Origin of the sequence: Cellvibrio mixtus subsp. mixtus J3-8 (assembly GCF_000766945.1) — a bacterium.
GTDB classification, from domain to species: Bacteria; Pseudomonadota; Gammaproteobacteria; order Pseudomonadales; family Cellvibrionaceae; genus Cellvibrio; species Cellvibrio mixtus_A.
The window spans coordinates 40,543-57,630 of the sequence record NZ_KN266207.1 but is presented as its reverse complement, the minus strand read 5'-3'; the positions used below and the strand labels follow the sequence as shown (position 1 = coordinate 57,630).

At 47.2% G+C, this 17,088-nt stretch carries 20 protein-coding genes; 1 reads left to right on the top strand and 19 read right to left on the bottom strand.

What is annotated here, in order from left to right; genetic code table 11:
- Position 1 precedes the first annotated feature (1 nt).
- From A596_RS05430 to A596_RS21935, 19 genes are all read right to left on the bottom strand, one after another.
- Positions 2–2,155 (bottom strand): phage tail tape measure protein, encoded by a 2,154-nt coding sequence (locus A596_RS05430; protein WP_039913155.1) that lies wholly within the window; start codon positions 2,153–2,155, stop codon positions 2–4.
- Positions 2,156–2,183: 28 nt separating this feature from the next.
- Entirely contained in the window at positions 2,184–2,534 is a 351-nt protein-coding gene (locus A596_RS05425) for a hypothetical protein (protein ID WP_039913154.1), read from the bottom strand.
- 2 nt (positions 2,535–2,536) lie between these two features.
- On the bottom strand, positions 2,537–2,878 hold the full coding sequence (locus tag A596_RS05420; RefSeq protein WP_039913153.1) for a hypothetical protein: 342 nt from the start codon (positions 2,876–2,878) through the stop codon (positions 2,537–2,539).
- A gap of 3 nt (positions 2,879–2,881) precedes the next feature.
- The gene (locus tag A596_RS05415) at positions 2,882–3,319 is read right to left on the bottom strand and encodes a hypothetical protein (RefSeq protein WP_039913151.1); all 438 of its coding nucleotides are present in this window, start codon (positions 3,317–3,319) and stop codon (positions 2,882–2,884) included.
- A 14-nt stretch (positions 3,320–3,333) separates the two neighbouring features.
- Complete coding sequence (locus tag A596_RS05410) at positions 3,334–3,711, bottom strand: hypothetical protein (protein ID WP_039913150.1); 378 nt, start codon at positions 3,709–3,711, stop codon at positions 3,334–3,336.
- Positions 3,701–4,279 carry a phage tail protein gene (locus tag A596_RS05405; protein WP_039913149.1) on the bottom strand — a complete coding sequence of 193 codons (579 nt, stop codon included), beginning with the start codon at positions 4,277–4,279 and terminating at the stop codon, positions 3,701–3,703. The genes A596_RS05410 and A596_RS05405 overlap by 11 nt, the downstream gene beginning before the upstream one ends.
- Positions 4,260–4,577, bottom strand: coding sequence for a hypothetical protein (locus A596_RS05400; RefSeq protein ID WP_039913148.1), 318 nt, complete (start codon positions 4,575–4,577; stop codon positions 4,260–4,262). Before A596_RS05400 ends, A596_RS05405 begins: the two co-directional genes overlap by 20 nt.
- Before the next feature lies 1 nt (position 4,578).
- Entirely contained in the window at positions 4,579–4,908 is a 330-nt protein-coding gene (locus A596_RS05395; RefSeq protein ID WP_039913147.1) for a DUF2190 family protein, read from the bottom strand.
- Between the two features lie 63 nt (positions 4,909–4,971).
- On the bottom strand, positions 4,972–7,200 hold the full coding sequence (locus tag A596_RS05390) for a head maturation protease, ClpP-related (RefSeq protein WP_039913146.1): 2,229 nt from the start codon (positions 7,198–7,200) through the stop codon (positions 4,972–4,974).
- Positions 7,175–8,689, bottom strand: coding sequence for a phage portal protein (locus A596_RS05385; protein WP_052417254.1), 1,515 nt, complete (start codon positions 8,687–8,689; stop codon positions 7,175–7,177). Before A596_RS05385 ends, A596_RS05390 begins: the two co-directional genes overlap by 26 nt.
- 3 nt (positions 8,690–8,692) lie before the next feature.
- Positions 8,693–8,893 carry a phage head-tail joining protein gene (locus A596_RS05380; protein ID WP_039913144.1) on the bottom strand — a complete coding sequence of 67 codons (201 nt, stop codon included), beginning with the start codon at positions 8,891–8,893 and terminating at the stop codon, positions 8,693–8,695.
- Positions 8,894–8,896: 3 nt separating this feature from the next.
- Positions 8,897–10,861 (bottom strand): phage terminase large subunit family protein, encoded by a 1,965-nt coding sequence (locus A596_RS05375; protein WP_160280088.1) that lies wholly within the window; start codon positions 10,859–10,861, stop codon positions 8,897–8,899.
- Positions 10,812–11,345, bottom strand: coding sequence for a hypothetical protein (locus A596_RS23095; RefSeq protein ID WP_052417252.1), 534 nt, complete (start codon positions 11,343–11,345; stop codon positions 10,812–10,814). The genes A596_RS05375 and A596_RS23095 overlap by 50 nt, the downstream gene beginning before the upstream one ends.
- Positions 11,346–11,566: 221 nt before the next feature.
- Positions 11,567–11,788, bottom strand: coding sequence for a hypothetical protein (locus A596_RS05365; RefSeq protein WP_039913142.1), 222 nt, complete (start codon positions 11,786–11,788; stop codon positions 11,567–11,569).
- Positions 11,751–12,134, bottom strand: coding sequence for a hypothetical protein (locus tag A596_RS23460; RefSeq protein ID WP_039913141.1), 384 nt, complete (start codon positions 12,132–12,134; stop codon positions 11,751–11,753). Before A596_RS23460 ends, A596_RS05365 begins: the two co-directional genes overlap by 38 nt.
- Before the next feature lie 2 nt (positions 12,135–12,136).
- On the bottom strand, positions 12,137–12,406 hold the full coding sequence (locus A596_RS05355; RefSeq protein WP_039913140.1) for a hypothetical protein: 270 nt from the start codon (positions 12,404–12,406) through the stop codon (positions 12,137–12,139).
- A 2-nt stretch (positions 12,407–12,408) separates the two neighbouring features.
- Positions 12,409–13,014, bottom strand: a complete 606-nt coding sequence (locus tag A596_RS05350) for a hypothetical protein (protein WP_039913139.1) — start codon at positions 13,012–13,014, stop codon at positions 12,409–12,411.
- Between the two features lie 185 nt (positions 13,015–13,199).
- On the bottom strand, positions 13,200–13,610 hold the full coding sequence (locus A596_RS05345; RefSeq protein ID WP_039913138.1) for a hypothetical protein: 411 nt from the start codon (positions 13,608–13,610) through the stop codon (positions 13,200–13,202).
- 281 nt (positions 13,611–13,891) lie between these two features.
- The gene (locus A596_RS21935; RefSeq protein WP_052417251.1) at positions 13,892–16,687 is read right to left on the bottom strand and encodes a DUF5906 domain-containing protein; all 2,796 of its coding nucleotides are present in this window, start codon (positions 16,685–16,687) and stop codon (positions 13,892–13,894) included.
- Between the two features lie 131 nt (positions 16,688–16,818).
- Between A596_RS21935 and A596_RS05335 the strand changes: the two genes are divergently transcribed.
- Complete coding sequence (locus A596_RS05335; RefSeq protein ID WP_039913137.1) at positions 16,819–17,079, top strand: hypothetical protein; 261 nt, start codon at positions 16,819–16,821, stop codon at positions 17,077–17,079.
- The last annotated feature ends 9 nt before the right edge of the window (positions 17,080–17,088 follow it).

Below are 17,088 nucleotides of genomic sequence, written 5' to 3'. Positions count from 1 at the left end.
TTTAATAAGCCCCCTTAACAGCTAAGCCATAGCGGCTTTCCATTTGTCGAAAAACACCACGACCATTACCAAGGTCATCTCGAAGCTGGCGATCAACCGCTTTCAAAACAATTCGCAATGTGTCTTCATTGATCATCGATGCCTCAGCTTCCATTGCCTGATTGGTTGCGCTATTAATTACTTCAATTTTTATTGACCCGCCGCCACCGCCACCAGACTTTAGGAACGATGTGAGGTCGCGGTTTTGTAGCGGACTTAAAACTCGCTCACCCTTATCCAGCAGATAAGTAGCTTCTTTGGGAACATTGTCGAGACCACCATGCGCGATCCCCGCGACATTTACCGACTTGATATCAGTAAGCACCCCAGCCGTCGCAGCCGCTACTGTAGCCATTGCAGCTAAGTTGGTTGGCCACGGGTTTGCTGCTGCTTCCGCGATACCAGTTTTAATTGCAATGGTTGCCCTCGCTATAGATGCCGCCTTTTCAGCGATCAATAACGCTTTGCGCAACCGGGAGCTTTTACTTCCAAACTCTTCAGCAAGATCACCCAATGATGAAAACAATGTTTCCGCACCGGCCAACTGTACTTGCCGCATTTTTACTTCATCTGCAGCAGCCTGTTTTTTTATCTCCTTAAGCCGACTTTGGTGGGTGGCCTCTTGCTCTTCACGCGCAGTCTGAAATTCTGCCTCCAGCTCTGCAGTCAACAGACCCTTTTTCTTTAAATCGGCCAGCTCTTTTTCGAGTTCGTCCTGTTGTCGCTTGTAGCGATAACTTTCCAAATCGATAACTTTTTTATCTGCTTCCAAAGCCTCCTCATGAATGCGAGAAAATTTTTCACGCTGAATCTGCACTTCTTTATCAGCTTCCTCGCGCGCTCGATTCTCACGGTCCATTACTTCACGCATTTCCTTTTGCTGCTCAAGCTCCCATTCGGAATTCTTTTTGGAGGACGCGCTTTGAATATTGAACGTGGATTTTTTTTCCTTTTCAGGAGGAGGTGTTTTGGCAGCATTCGCTGCCGCAGTGCGAGACGCTACCGCTTCGCGCTGTTGCGCCTGGTAAGCCTCTTTTAACATTCCATCAATCGTTTTTAATTCATCCTGCAGCCGCGCTTCCAGCTTACCCTTATCACCAAAAATTGAATCAACAAAATCAGTATTACCGCCCTTGGTGAAACGGTCCCAAATATCGCCGTTTAAGCTTGTAAGTATTTGGTCCCGACGCTGCTCCAGACGCACAATATCGTCACTGTGAATTCCAGAATATGAGGCAATTTCCTCACCGACCCATCGAGAGAAATTTGCAGCTTCAACCATTGTGTCAACGATGGCTGCACCAATATTCAAAATACCAACAGCAATATTAGTTAGCCCTTGCTGGGTGTCCGGATCATTGAAGGTGTCGGTAAGCTCGACAAGAGTAGGCAGCGCTTCCTGCGCGATAAGCAAACCTAAACCATCGATAGAGTTATGCAGCTTGTCCAAGTTATCGTTGAATTGACCAGCTGCTGCAGCGGTGTCATTACGTACAATTTTACCCATGCGCTCAGCTTCTTCCCTAAACACCTCCATACCCTCCTTACCGTCGTTCAGCATTGGTAATAATTTGGGGCCAACCGATTTGCCGAAAATATCCATGGCGATGGATGTTTCAAGCGGTCCATCTTCAAAGTCTTGAAATTTATCGGCAAGCTCGCCGATCAATTGGGCATTACTTTTTATTTTTCCGTCTGCACCTTCCGCACTAATACCCAACTTCTCAAATGCATCCGCGCCCTTGCCAACGCCCAAATAGGCATCCGATGAAGTCTTATTCAACTTCACCCAGGCAGCGTTTAATTCCTCTTGCGCCACACCGGCATATTGGGCTTGATACGCATACGCACTTAAATCTTCAGCAGAAATATTTACCCGCTGTGACTGCTCATCAAATGCGTCTGCTGTCTCAATCGCCCCCCTTGTGATTGCGGCCAAACCTGCAGTAAATGCAGCAGTGCTTCCGATTCCGCCAATGACAATACCGCTGGTTATTTTAGTAACACGCTCACCCCATTTTTCAGCTTCCTTCAGGGATTTACCAAGACCAGCACTAAATTTTGCCCCTTCCGTTTTCAGTTCAGTAATAAACGTTTCAATGATTTTCTTAGTCACTTTTCAACGCCTGTGATAATTGCAGCAGTTACGAGCCGGTTGCTTTTTTTGCGGCGGCAACCTGCCGACGCGCATAAGCTAATTGCTCATCTTCGTCCAAGCTTTCGTATTGTTCAGTGGTGAGACTTAGTGATTCGTAGGGGTCGGTAAACATAAAATCGTGATATGTCACACCTGGTTGAACGCGGCCACTAGTGAGCGCGTGGTGGTATGCATTTTTACTGGATAACATATCGTTCGCCTCAAACCCCCAAGGCTCCCGATTGTAGAAAGCACGCCATATTGGCAATTCGCTGGCAGGCACCAATTCCCCCACCTGCCAGATAGGACAACCGAACATCGCAGCGAGACGGACCCTGAACAAAAGTTCAGGGTCCATTCTTAGTTTTTTTCCGCTTCTCGCAATGCATCCGGGCCGAACCCGTTAAGCTTTAACACCTTTGAATACAACTCGCGGATTTGCCATTGCGCAAAATTGTCTACCAATATTGCGCGATCTTCTTCAGTCGGCACGTAATCAAAACCGTTCAAAAAAATTAAAAGCCTGTTGAACAAAACTATTTCCGCATCGCTGCTTTCGCCTTCATGGTCAGCCATCACTACGGACATTTGCGCTGCAGAAAACTGATGCACAATAATCGGCTCTTTCACCCCGCTTACATCAACCGGTACCGGCGCTAACTTGAGCGAGCCCTTTTTTAATTCCGAAAATGAAAATGACATACCTTAAGCCGCCGTTGACCAAACTTCATCGCCTGACTGCTTTAGAAACACAGTCGCCTTTTGTTGCACTGAACGCTCAGGGCTTGCGACCTGAACGCCGTTAGGAATTGCTACGAGAGTACAGCGGTCACCCGTGGAGTAATCAATCTGAATCTCTATCTGATCAATAGTACGATCACGCGCCGTAGCAAGAAACGTTGCATAGGCTTCTTTGCCGGGCTGATGGTTAAACTCCATCTGAAGCTCAGGTGCTGTCAAAGGACCGCGAATTGATTCTTCAGTAATCTCCATAATTGGAGTGACATCCACAAATCCGCCTTGCGCCCCCACAGGCCCAATAACTAAAGCATTTGGCAGCAACGTAAAAGCTCCGCTGCCACCACCAACTCTGTATGAAAGCTTGGCGCCTGCACCAAGCTTCACATTTTCCGAAAGTGCCATAAGATTTCTCCAGGTTAATAAATCACTAAATAACGCAAACTGATTCCATCGTAACCACGCTCACGCTCATCCAAATATTCAAAGCCAGCCGGTATAATTCCCTGCATCACACCACCAAAATCATGTGATTCCATCGCTTCCGCAATCGGATCACTTTTTTCATCTAATTGGTCATCAGTCAGTTCGTCGTCTGTCCGATAACTAATCAATACACTTGCTTCCGTTCGCGACCCAAGCCCCTCAGTAAAAACTTCTCCATCCGTGATATACACATTTACAAATTCCGTTAACTCTCGCCCATCAATCGATCGCCCGGAAAACACAGGAAAATCCAAGACGCTTTCTAAAACCTCTGTAATCGCATCGCGTATCGCTTTACGTTCATTTGGCATATTTACTAATCCTGTAAGTAAGTTGACGAATCAACTCTCGTTGAAAATCTTCACGCATAAATCGCTGTGCGATCGGCAACTGATTATTCATCACCGTCTCATCAATTTTTATCGTGATTTGCTCCAGGGGATAACGCTCTTTACCGAGCCGCCGCAAGATATAAAACTTGGAATACTTACCTGTACCCCGACCGCTGGACATTCCCACATTGATGAACGCTCCATCAAACTGTTGTCCGGCGACGCGCACACCGCGCCGGTTAGTGCCTCGCGTCCTGTTTTTTACCAGCATATTGAAAGGCAGCAGGCGAGCTGCAGCGATTGGTCGCAGATATGACTTCACGTATGCGCGTAAACTTTTTGTTGTGGCACGCGAAGTGAAAACCTGTTTGTTTAAAATTTTGGTTGGAACTTTTACGTCTTTAGAGACAGTTCTAACCAAATGTGTTTTGACTTTCCCGGTAATTTTATTAAGCGCACTGGCACTCGCACGTGGCAATTCTTTTTCGGAATAGTCCTTTAGCTTTCGCTCCAGACTTTTAATCTGTTTAGCCAGGGGTTGAGCCACGAACAAATACCTTTACGACAAAACCGTCATCACTCATCAAGTCGGTAACTTTTAAGGTTTCAGCATCAACAGTAATTAAATTTCCAGACTTAACTTCACCAACCTCTTGCTTCAACAGCGTGGCAATATTGCGGCGCTCCAATGTAAGCCCATTGTCAGCGGGCATTTGTACGTTCCGTTCAACAAGTACCAAAATTGGATCGGTAACGATGCCACCTTTTTCGAAGGTGCCAGCAACACCGCCCAGCAGGCGAAGCTGGGTCCGGGCGGTGTTGTGGTGCAAACGATCAAAGTTCACGTTACGCTGCCTTTGGAATCAGGCGCACCGGGGATTGAACACCGGGGCCACCTGCTTCGGTGTACACACCAATAAGCGCGTTACCACTTGCCACGTTCGTAGTGACCTTGTTGGTGTTATCCCAGTAGGCAGCTGCGAATTGCGCGTTAGTAATCGCGGCTTTAGGAAGTGCGAACACATCTTCAATCACAGCTTCGCCAGTTCCACCGATAGCAACATCGTTGCTATTCACACCAAACAAGGTCGCATTTAACATAACGCCGGCACCCGAAGCCAAAGCTGCAGAAGCAGTGAAGGTAACCGTCCGGCCCTTTTGCACAAAATTTTTCATTTCAAATTCCTCAATAAAAAAAGCGGCATAAGCCGCTTTCTGTAGGTCAAAAAAGATTATCTATTAAGCTGCGCCAGTGCTTTGTGCAGTACCACGATAATCCACAAAACCGGCACCGAAATCGTGGCGGATTTTCAAGGTCATGCCGTCAACCTCGAAACCCCAATCCGCTTCAATCACCGGACCTTCTTCACCTTCGAGATACGCATATTCAATGGCAGGAACCAATGCAGGATCAGCGAAAGTCCAGAATGGGTTGTTAGCCACACCATCCAATTGAGTTTCAACAATCAGATCCATGGTGCGCGCAAAGATGTTCACGTCAGAGGTTTTGGAAGGATTAACAATTTCCAAGAACTTGGCAGCTTCTACTTCACGCTCAGAGTTAACAACAAGGAACTTCGGTGCGATATTCAAAGGCTCGCCATCCAACCCCACCATTTGACGGTGAGACTTTTTCAGCTTGGTTGCTGTTGCCTCATCAATGGCAGCACCAGTCACCAGGTTTTTGCGCTTGGTATTCGTTGAATAAACAGGGATACCGTCTCTCAAGTTGGGGTTTGATTTAACCAGGTTCCAAACGATTTTGTTTTCATTGCGGCCAGCAAGCAGGCCAACAGTGTTGAAGAAACGAACCAACGCACCCACATCGTCATTGATCATTAACTGGCGAGTAAACGGAAACAGCTTTCCGTAAGTATCCAGCTTGTAGCTGTCATCACTTTCACTCAAAGAACCGGCTTTAAATTCGCCGTTCTCACCCACTTTTTCCAGACCGCTACCACCACCGATTTGCAATGAGTGTTTTGCGCGGAAATCTTTTGAGGTCGTTTTAACTGCAATCTGTTGATAGGTATTGGGCGCAAGCGCATAAGCGTTACGAAGCACTTTATTGGCGGACTCCTGCAGAATGAGCGGGAAATCACTGGTAGTGTGCATGGCCATTGCAATCAAATCTGAAACAGTTTTTCCGCTAACACTTTCACCAGCATATGCCATCACTTGCTTGATCATATCCATGACGGTAAACGTACGGAATTCTGCACTGACCTGATCAAGCTTAAACGTGCCAGGCATTGCGCGATGAAGCAACGCACCAACTAATGCACCGCGTAATGCTTCAGCCGTAACGCCTGATCCCACCCGCACGTGAGTGAAAGACGGCGATCCATCCTTATCACGCTGCGCCATCGCCTCCAATGCTTTTACACGCGCCTCGGGAACCGTCATACCGCTGTCAATCCAGGCATTTATGATCGCTACGTCGACGCTTGCCTGTACTCCCAATTCACGCAACTCCTTAACACGTTGACGCTCTTGAGCAATCGCGGCTTCCGCATCCAGGGGCTGGCCATTTGTTTGAGCGGAAGGCGTAGCGTTTTGTACCGGGGGAATTTCCAGGGCGCTTGCGATTGCCCCCAAAGTTTGCTCATCGACCTCAGATTCACCATTCAAAGCTGCTTCGGTAACTTGAATGCCTTTTTTGGCCAATGCAGCGATAATTTCTGCAGGAGTTTTATAACTATTTTCCAAAGCTGCTGTAATGGCCGGAACAAAATGCCAGCCGCCACCTTTGGCTTTGATTTTAATCTTCATCGTATTTTCCTCTGTAGTTGATGCGGCGGCCGCCGCGGTAGGTTTAAAAAGTGTTGATGCATAGGCGGCAGGAACGCCCAATGCTGCAATGTGTTTTGCACTCGCCTGAATTGAATAATCACCTGCCAACTTATCTGCGAGACCGTAATCAATTGCGTCCTGTCCACGAAAATAGTGGTCTTTGCCATCCGCTAAAAGCGCTCTTATTTCATCCATCGTTTTGCCAGTACGATCAGAATAAATTTGCAGCAGAGACCCCTCATAAACATCAAGATCATCCGCGTAATCACGCAACTGGTTTGCGTTGCCTCCAACCATCGCACTCGGCTTGTGCAACATGAACAATGCATTACTCGGGATAATGATTTCGTCGCCAGCCATTGCAATCGCGCTTGCCATGCTCGCTGCAATTCCATCGATATAAACGATGACTTTCTTACTCGACTGCTTGAGGTTGTTAAACATCGCCAAGCCTTCAGCAACACTCCCACCTGGTGACTGAATACGCACTACAATTTCACTGCCTGGCATGGCGTTCAATTGAGTAACGATGGACAGCGCATCAAGGCCATCCCACCATTCCCCGATCACCCCATACAGCAGCAGCTCGCCACTTGCACTAATGCTATTTTTTGTATCTAAGGCGCCTGCGCTCACATCACAAAAAAAGTTATGCGGCTTTTTTAAATTCTTCATCATCTTCTCCGGGAATACCTTTGTCGTTCGTTGATAGATCCACTCCCTCTGCAGCATTACCGACTGACTGCATCTGGCCGCTGCTGGTTGTTCGACGCGGATCGATATCGAGGACCAATCCATACTGGTCGAACAAATCAATATCTTCTTTGATTTGTTTTAACAGCAATTCAGGGTCAATCCCACGTTCACGACACGCGCCTTGGAAGCTATTGAGACCAGCACGAATTTCTTTAATGATTGCGGGAATTTCTGCAGCAGGGTCGAGAATTTCTTTTTTAGGAGGTGTCCAATCGAATGTCACACCAGAGAGGTCATAACCTCTTACTTTCGCTGCTTCCAAAAACCAGCGCTCAATGTTTTTGCAAAACTGTGGGATCAACATATTGAATCGCCAGCGATGCACATTGCTAAACATCTGGATGCGGCCCATTTTTCCACTAGCGAAATTCACATCGCTGTAATCACCGGTAAGCGCTTCATAAGTAATTCCCCAAGCGGTAGCAATAATTCGCTGCTCAGGAACAACAAAACTCGCATGGTCTGAACTATTGGGCGGAGTGTTAAACGCGATCCGCTCATCACCATTCAAACGTGCAAGCATTCCCGGCTCCAACCGTGAAGGAAGCACATCACCTTTCGCCGAATCGTTGTCCTCATTAAAAATAAAGCCAGCAATACAGCTGGCCATTTTTTGAAGTTCAAGACGCGCATCTTGATAATCATCTAGCAGTTTTAATCGCGTGAACGCAGATACACCACGAGGAACACCGCGCATTTGGCCCGGGCGAACCATGTCATAAATGTGCGCAACTTGGTCGGCGCTGACCGGCTTTGATGTGAGACCATGCACACCTGATTCCCCAGGATGACAATCATGGAGAAAATAGAATTGGCGAACACCGTCACGAACCTGAATACCTTGGGTTACGGTATCGCCATTTGTTAACGGGGTATCCTTAGTGTGATCAAGGAAATCACCTTCCAATAGCTGCAGCTTTAATGGAATTCTCATCGTTGGATCATTCACGAATCTGCGAACAACCAACGCTTCACCACTTAATGATTCGGTTTGCATTGATAACGCTTGCAATCCGAACAGATTAAGACGGCCATCAAAATCGCACGCAACGCTGTTAGCCCACTCAGACATTAATTCATCGGCAAGCTTTTTCTTTTTTTTGCTTGTTGGGTGACTGGCAACGGGTTTAATGCCGCTGCCAACAGTACCCGATACGACGGCCTGCAATGCACTCGCAGCGTAAGGATTATTTCGCTGCAGTTCTCTTGCATTGTTGCGCATGAATACCAATGAGCGGCGGGACTCGGCGTTTTGAGTGGTGCCACGTCCACGCATTCCACGGCGCCCGCGACCTGCAGCATCGTAACCGGCACGAACATCCAGCAAATCAATTGCCTTTCGCGCTAGCGCACGCTTAAGCGCAGCACGGGGTGCGACAGCTTCGATTAGAGATTCCAGCATTTTCATGATTTATTGATATCCGCGATCATAACCAGATGAGGTGTAAGCAGTACGCCGGCGGCCAGCAACGGAAGCCTTTGCTGTGTTCAAAAGGCGTTCCATTTCATCCAGGTCGCGAAATTCGGTTTCACGGCCATCGATTTTTACTTTTTTAACACCCGATATCATTGCAACTTCAAGTGCATCAATATCAGCTTGCGTGTAGGCCATGGTTTACCACCGTGATTCTCTGCGCTGGGTAACGCGCGTTTGGTTTGCAATTGGTGCTTCGTCAACTGCAGCAAATAAATCCGCTTGCGTTAATTCCGCCTCTAACTTTTTCCAATCATCAGATTTGTACAAATGCACGCGGCGAGCTCTTGCCGCGTGAAGGGAATAAACTTCGCAGTCCCACCCCTCGGTGCGACGCCCGGCTCTGGGTTGCCACGTTTTTTTTCCAAACTTGTTTGGAATTTTTGCTTCGGCGCACATGTGATCGAAGTAATCCAATCGCACGCCCTTGTAATAATGGAACCGGCCAGCGCCTTTTCCGTTGAGCTTCATATGACTCGAAAGCCAGTCTTTGGCTTTGTTGGTACCCACGATGAAAACTTTCACACCATGCTTATCTGCTTTGGTAGTTTTCTTCGGATTTTTATGATCAATCCCTTTCACTTTTGGAGTGACGAATATTTCAGGATCGCCGCTGCTCGCCCCCTTGATCGCCATCACCAAACGATGAGGGTAAGTCTTGGAGCGCGTTCTCACCCAGTGATAAACCGCGTCGCTGGTGGTTCCGTCTGATGAGTCGATGCTTACCGCAGAAACATAAACATTCATGCCACGCTCATGCTGGATCGCACCAAATACAATTTGGTCCAGGGCGGCCCACACCGGATCGTTTTTATCAACGCAACCTACCGATGCATAAAGAGCCCCGTAATAAACTTGCCAGCTTTCTTCCCCTTCACCCCATGCCCGGATAACGAGCTCAACACGATCATGTTGAACATCAATGCCACAGGTCAGCAGCAATCCGCTGTATGGACAAATCAGCTCTTCATGCTGCGAAGACTCATCAGCTTCAGCGCGTTTTTGAAGCGCTTCCGCATCATCGCGATCATCATCAAATTCGTAAGGGCGGCCTTGCTTTGAATTAACAAAAACAATTTTGTCATTCTCATTACCCTGGGCGCTTTGGTATTCCGCCTGAAGATATGACTTCACGAGCTCCGCTAAACCTGCGCCTGGCAAACACACATAAACTTCATTCAGTTCCATGAACCCAGCAACGCCGGAAAACTCTGCAGTTGCTACCCATCCGCAGTTTTCATCACCAGCTTCCATCGCTGCATAAACAGTGTTGCGAATATTTTCCTTCCGTTGGTAATCGTCCCATGCACTACCGCAATGCGGGCAAGCGTACACGGCAGTATCTGGTAAAGCCTTACCGTACTCTTTGTGCCACTCTTGTTCCGCTTCATCCCAGGTGACGTTGATGAAGTCGAGCACGTGGGATTCACCGCAGTCGTGACAAACAATGGGTAATACACGCTGATCTGATCGCTGGATATATCGCTCAACGCGACTAAACCCTTTGACCTTGGGAGTACCACCTAAAATGCGTTTAGGGTTGCGCTGGCGCTTTGTCCGCTCCCAGAGCAGCAACACTGAGTCGCCCTGATCCTTTACGTTCTCAGCGGCGTCGTCCGGCTCTTCAACGAAAACAAATTTAGCCGGTGTCGATTTAACATCGCCAATCGCTTTAGAAGTGATTAACTTTAAAAACCCACCAGGGAAATTTTTATGTAACGCACGGTTACCTGATTTACGCGCGGAGGTTGTATCGATCTTTCCATGAATCCGCGAAGTTTCTTTCAGAATGGGAACAAGCTTTTCATCACTGAACGCGAGCGCAGCTTTTTCTGTGGCAAACATGCCAATCATTGCTGATGGCGATACATCAACTCGCTTCAGAATGTGTGCGATCAATGCTGTAGTCCACGCAACTTGCGCGGCCTTCATGCACACAATTTCTGGAATCTTTGGGTTATCGAAAGCGGCAAATATGCCGTGAAGATATGGGGCGTAATAAAGATCGAAATCGCCCGGCGTATCGCTATTTTCTTTCGGTAGTTTTAGATAACTCTCAGACCATTGCGCCGTCGGTATGTCCGGTACTGGCTTCATCGCTGCCATCGCCTGGCGAAGTACGCGCGATAAATTCACGCGACCCGCTGATAACAGATTCGATCGCGGCGCGAAGTGGTTTACTAACATCGTCATCGTCAATGGTTATTGAATACTTTGATTCAATTGCTTCGATGATCCGCTCCTGAGCGGCCATCACGTTAAATTGCACCGCACTGCAAAAGGAATTCATTAGCGGAGCCAAGTCATCCACCAAAATAATTTTTCCAAGTTGCTTTGCGTATTCGAGTTCTTTCAAGTTTGCGGACATTTCAGTTTCGCGAATGCGAACATCGGAAAGGCGCTGGTCTTGCTCACGGCCTGCTGCTTCGGATCTCAGGCGCTCCAGGTAGGCAATTAACCAATCGGCGTAGGTTCCATTTTCAGGCAATACACCCTTGCCCTTTAACTGACTAATCGCTTGCTGCGATACACCCACCATCAACGCGAACGTTGTCTGGCTCGCTTTCAAATCGGGTTCCGGCCAGCTCATAGAAAACACCAAAAAAAAATTCTTTAAAATCAAGCTACTACTACAACCCCCCTTAGCCTCAGACCTTTAGAGAAATCCTGCGGGGCTTATTCCCGTAGGCTTTCGATTCCGGGGAAGAACCTAAAGGGCGGGGGGACTAGACCCCCGCACATGACTGCAGCTGCTTGATGTAGATCATCAATGCTGCAGTGTCATCGCGATCAAGACTGATACCGCCTCGATCATTGCTTTGCATCGACTTCAGCACTGGCTTTACTGCCGTGCAGACCTTCGGGCTGTCCGGCTTCATTGTCTGGCACGCCGCCAAACTCATTACGGAAAGCATCGACAGGATCATTGCGAATAGTTTCAACTTGTTCACGTTGCTTCTCCTGTTGCTTTACTCGAATAACCCACGTAACCAATTCACCGATAAGAACTAAAATCTTTATTAGACTTTGCATTCTTCGCTCCTAAAAAATTCAGCGCCAAGAAATCAATTGCCTTACGCAACCACAGCAGCACCCCATCATCTTTCGGCGTGGGTGTGAGTGCGGCAAAGCTCGATGCAAGTGCAACAACCAAACTCAACAACTGCAGCACATCAGGTACATTCGCAAGCAACCAGGTAATGAAACTAACTTCAGCCACTGCATCTGCTGCAACAGCTGGAGCAGATGCCACCACAGGCACACTGGCAGCAACATCAGCAGCAAGCACTGGTGACGGCACAACAGCAAACGCAACCATCAACACACAACCAACAACACAAAGAACAGCACTCGCTAAACTCGCTGTATAACGGCCCATAACTAACCCCTAAAAAGTTTTTCAATTAACGGCCCTATGTATGTACTCAGGCCACCTAACACCATTACCGCGCCCGCAAATTTCGCACGCGATAATTCCAGTCTGGAGATTCTTTTCTCCATCACTTCTTGGCGCCGTCCGAGGCGCTGTGATAATTCGGATTGAGCGACCAAACGCTCTTCAATACGTGCCAACAAAATTACAGCCTTATTCAAGTCATCAAGCTTTGCATCAATGCGATCAAAGCGTTGTTCGTGGGAATTGCTGGACACAGTTATTTGCCTCCCCACTTCAACCCGATATCAACGTCATGCACCAACGTGTAATCAAACGAATTACCCAAGGTACGTGCATGCGTGTGAGCGAGCTCAATAACGCGATCGTATTGCGCGGGCGATGCAATCACCTGGCAACCCGCCGACCACTTATCAACTTGTTTCGACTCAACATGCTCATTAGCACGATGCAACGCAATGCCATGCATCCCAACATCGAGCACACCATTCAGATCGATCTTTGAATCACGATTGCGATCACGTAAAACACCAACAGGTGATGACTGCACCAGTGCAACATATTTGCCCTGATGCTTACCCAGGCACCACAAACGCTTATGGTGTCCACGCGGCAGCACTGCAGTGCCTTTCACATTGGCCAAATTCTTACGCCAGTAAATGCCCGGATCGGTAGTAGCCTCGCAAATTAAAACGCAAGGACCATAAGTGCGGCTCATGTACGCAATACAAACCAAATCGTTAAAACTATTTGCATCAAGCTCAACGGTATTACGCACGCCAACAATGTTCAGCGCCCCAAAGTCAACGAGCCAATTAGCACCCAATGAAACCGCAGCAGTTTGCAATTGTTCGTAGAAAGTCATGGAGCACCGAAAAAAATTCAAAAAAAAGCCCCAGTGCAAAATGCACAGGGGCAAGGGTCGTGGTCACAGAAAGCACATGCAAGGCAAACAAAAAGGCCGTTAGGTTTCCCCAACGGCCTTTATCGCGTAGCTCTGCCAAGCATGCGGCAATTTATAAATTGCTTTGATCAAAAATGCAAACGATTTTATGCCACTCGTTTAAATCTCATGAACTCGTTATACATCAACGCTTCTGCTGCACTCACTTCCTGACCTGCAGCGCGGTTACTTAAGTTGTAGCAATTTTCTACATCACACATCGATTTACGACGACCACTCAAATACACAAACTGAATCATTCCCGCCGCGTATTCATTGAGTTTTCGCAACTCTTCGAAAGCCTTGTTTACTAAAGCGCGTTCCGATTCACTGGAGTTAAACCCTTTACGCGCCCTACCTTTCCCCCAAAGAACTTGAGTGCCAGACCGCGCACTAAGATCCACAATTTTCCCTCTACCGTACTCGATTCCCCACTCCTCCAAAAGCGGAATAAACCAATCTGGTGAGCAGCTTTTTTCGCCTTGCATAAATACCCCGATAATCACCAACCAAACCAAGAAATTTTTCCTCCCGTAAATCCCGTAAAGCATCCCGTAAATTAAAAACTGATAAGTTATTGAAAATTAATAAAATCCCGTAAACCCGTAATCCCGTATTTATATTTCCTCGCGTGGAAATATTTTTAGTTATCTCGCATTGCTTCCGATAGGTCGCGCGCGTGCGCGCACATATGCACGCGCGCAAAAAAACAATTACGGGATTACGGGTTTACGGGATTTCCTTATTATTCAATAAGTTAAAAAATCATCAATTACGGGATGATTTACGGGATTACGGGTTAAGCAGCAGTTTTTGTATTGGAATCTACGAAATCACCTGCATTAAGTATTTCGTCATGCCCCTGCACACATGCTCCAAGCCACTGCTGCTGGGTTTTATCTTCCGGGCATTTTCCGATAATAAAAAATGTTGCCTTCCCCTTCACACTCATCCAATCGTAATCAAGGTCGCGCCGCTTTTTCACTTTGCTACCAATGAATGAGGAAAACCGGTGCGAGCCCATACCATGCTCTTTGTTTTGGCTGCACCAGGCTTCAAAATATTTAAACAGATCACTAACGCGCACAGTGCCATACGGAACAATTTTTTTATTGTGCATCAGCGCACCCCGTTCCCACTCCTGATAAAACACCTCCCAGATCGGGCGCCCGTGCTCAATCAATCGCTCCTTCGCTTCGGTCATTGGGGGCTTGGTGTGCTCATCAAATGGAAACTCTTCATCATCGTCCTGCATTTTTGTATTCAGCAGAAATTGATAGAAGGCAGCAGCCCCACCATTCTTTAGATCTTGATCAACACCACGCTGCAGATGTTCATACAATTTCGTCTCTGGCCAAATTACCAAGAAGCGCCGGTCACTCGGCTCAACAGGCAACGGCAAAACTTCATTGGATAAAAATACTGAATTCATGTGGTTGGATTCCTCCCAACCGCTCATAAACTTTTTTTCGATCCGAACGGTTTTACCGGTAATAGTTTGTTTAATCGTACCTGTGTGGCTATAGCGCTGGCTTCTACTTAAAACCTCTTCATACACACAATAGAGAACCTTACTCATCCAATCGTTGTATTGGCCTTCAAGCTGGGCCTGACCAACAGTGCGAGAATATTCGCCGTAGATACTGCGCATAACCACATCAAAAAAGTAACTCTTACCCGAGCCATGTACATCGGAATGACAAAGCACAGACGTTTCCATTTTTGCCCCAACATTTATCAGTGGATACGCCAACCAACGACGCAACCACTTATAAACAACCATATCGTTATTGCACAGCCCCATTAACATCTGCAGGATATTGCGACACTTATCAACCTTGTCGTCGGGCTGCAAAGCAAGGCCACGAAACTGATTAATGTGGGTCTGTGTATTACACCGCTGGGTTGGATCAAACACCAGGTTACGCAAAGGAATTTCTTCTCGATCCGGATGCGCAACCCACATACCAAAACAATCAGCAATAGCAATTTTTAAATGACTCACCGCCACTAGCTCACGAGTCTGTTTATCCCACACGCTATCACTCGGATTTAAATAAACATATCTATTAAGCGCCTCAGCTAGCCCCCCGCGCCCCCGCTTTTGTGCGGCAGCAGCTTCACCCTCAACATCATCCAGCAACACAGTGCGACGCTTTTCATGCTCCAGCCACTCTCTGAACATTTTTGGGCGCACGATATTTTTAAACGCACCGGATTTAATAATTTTTTTATTAAAAGAATCCCAAACCTTCCCATCTGGATCAATTAACGCATACCGCGTAAGCAAATTTTCAATAGTAAGTTGCTCAACGGAAAGAGAGGGATCGGGAGAGGCATTATCGCCGGGGTAATCCGAATCATCAGGCAATGGAATATCACCGTAATCAGGAGGCGCATCCAGGGAATAATTTTCTACACGCTGTTCAAGCTCGCTGGTATCAGGCCAGGTCAATGCAGCCTCAAGCTGCCCTCTAACGATTGCCAAACCCTCTACCGCGTGCAGATCATTGAAGTCACTCAATCCTTCAGCATTGCCGCCAAAACTCGGAATTGACCAGGCGCCGCCGCCAATGCGCGCGGCTTCTTTACACTTCACCAGTCCAATATTTTTCTTTTTTGGATCCAGTGCCGTTTCCCAATCGTTATCGCCGGCGAAAATTTTTCTTCGCGGATCTAAGCGGAACTTTTCAGCGACTACCGGCATATTGCCCGCATCAAAAGTTACAACGGTGTCCCACGCAGTTGCCATATGAATACTGGCACCAGTGGCAAAACCCTCGCAAAACGAAAGAGGGGAATCGGGGGAGGCCTTACCGGAACTAATAACAAACCAAAGCCCGGATTTTTGTCCGTTGGTTAAAAACCGCTTTGACTTACCATCGTTATAAATTATTTGAAAATTTCGCAGCTGATTAAACTCGTTGAACATGGGAACCATGATCGAGCCGCGTTTAAAATAAATTATTGCGTCCGCATCTTCTTTGCCATTTGCCTTGTTTTTTTTCACCCGTTCAAACACAGGCTTAATGGCATCACCGGTAAGAATATCGATGGTGAAATCGGCCTTAAAATCTAAAAGAATTGCGCACGGCGAAAACAAGCATCCGCAACTATGGATTTTTTTAATACCGAGATATTTTGAATTACCAACCGTTCTTAGCATTGGCAATAATTTTTGCGAGGCTTCAGCAACTACGTCATACCAGCGCTGAATATCGGCCTCTTCTTTTGCCCAACGTTCGGCCATTGCAGCTTGTCGCGCTTCCTGCTCGCGCATAAACTTTTCTTTTTCTTCCGGAGTGAACTCCGGGCGATCAAGGGACCAACCGCGCTGGGTGGCCAAGGTAATAATGTAAGCAATGCTCACACTACCCCGACTGCTACCACCTTTAAAACTTTTCCAACGAGTGCGACATTCTTTTTCTTTGTAATCACTGTAATTACTCGACCAGGAATCCCATACATCAAAACCATCCTCGCCGAATTCTTTTTTTATCGCCATCCCCGAGCGTAACCATTCATCCGTATCGTCGGGATACAACTCGCGCAAGGCGTCCTTGATATCACCCAACGTGTACTTAAAGTTACTCATTACCCAAACCCGATCTTATAAGTAAAAATGCGTCACTCAGCTCTATGCAGAAAGCTGGTCGATAGTGTAAAAACGGGGCTGGGTGCGCCAACACCCATCCCCAATCACAATTAATCACATGGAGATTAATCATGAAAAATGAAAAATATGAAATTTTGCATCGACTCCACAGCGCTCAAGGAGACCTTGCTTATAGCCTCGCCGTATTTGGAGACACACTGGCGAAACGCGAGAAATACAAGAACCTCGGAGGAATGGATGCAATTCACTTTTATCTGATTCAGAAATTCCACTGGCTACCACGCGATGTACAGTCTATGTCTTACGAGGACATCGAATTAGTTTTGCATCAAGAGAAAGAAGGCTGGAAACTGCCAAAAGACGCCGTTTAGCTGGCCCAT

Bases quoted from the DNA above. Each gene is read 5' to 3' on its own strand.
- A596_RS05425 (WP_039913154.1), bottom strand. From the start codon at position 2,534: ATGGACCCTGAACTTTTGTTCAGGGTCCGTCTCGCTGCGATGTTCGGT.
- A596_RS05385 (WP_052417254.1), bottom strand. From the start codon at position 8,689: ATGAAAATGCTGGAATCTCTAATCGAAGCTGTCGCACCCCGTGCTGCG.
- A596_RS05420 (WP_039913153.1), bottom strand. From the start codon at position 2,878: ATGTCATTTTCATTTTCGGAATTAAAAAAGGGCTCGCTCAAGTTAGCG.
- A596_RS05335 (WP_039913137.1), top strand. From the start codon at position 16,819: ATGAAAAATGAAAAATATGAAATTTTGCATCGACTCCACAGCGCTCAA.
- A596_RS05415 (WP_039913151.1), bottom strand. From the start codon at position 3,319: ATGGCACTTTCGGAAAATGTGAAGCTTGGTGCAGGCGCCAAGCTTTCA.
- A596_RS05390 (WP_039913146.1), bottom strand. From the start codon at position 7,200: ATGAAGAATTTAAAAAAGCCGCATAACTTTTTTTGTGATGTGAGCGCA.
- A596_RS05380 (WP_039913144.1), bottom strand. From the start codon at position 8,893: ATGGCCTACACGCAAGCTGATATTGATGCACTTGAAGTTGCAATGATA.
- A596_RS05410 (WP_039913150.1), bottom strand. From the start codon at position 3,711: ATGCCAAATGAACGTAAAGCGATACGCGATGCGATTACAGAGGTTTTA.
- A596_RS23095 (WP_052417252.1), bottom strand. From the start codon at position 11,345: ATGAGCTGGCCGGAACCCGATTTGAAAGCGAGCCAGACAACGTTCGCG.
- A596_RS21935 (WP_052417251.1), bottom strand. From the start codon at position 16,687: ATGAGTAACTTTAAGTACACGTTGGGTGATATCAAGGACGCCTTGCGC.
- A596_RS05375 (WP_160280088.1), bottom strand. From the start codon at position 10,861: ATGGCAGCGATGAAGCCAGTACCGGACATACCGACGGCGCAATGGTCT.
- A596_RS05395 (WP_039913147.1), bottom strand. From the start codon at position 4,908: ATGAAAAATTTTGTGCAAAAGGGCCGGACGGTTACCTTCACTGCTTCT.
- A596_RS05365 (WP_039913142.1), bottom strand. From the start codon at position 11,788: ATGCAAAGTCTAATAAAGATTTTAGTTCTTATCGGTGAATTGGTTACG.
- A596_RS05350 (WP_039913139.1), bottom strand. From the start codon at position 13,014: ATGACTTTCTACGAACAATTGCAAACTGCTGCGGTTTCATTGGGTGCT.
- A596_RS23460 (WP_039913141.1), bottom strand. From the start codon at position 12,134: ATGGGCCGTTATACAGCGAGTTTAGCGAGTGCTGTTCTTTGTGTTGTT.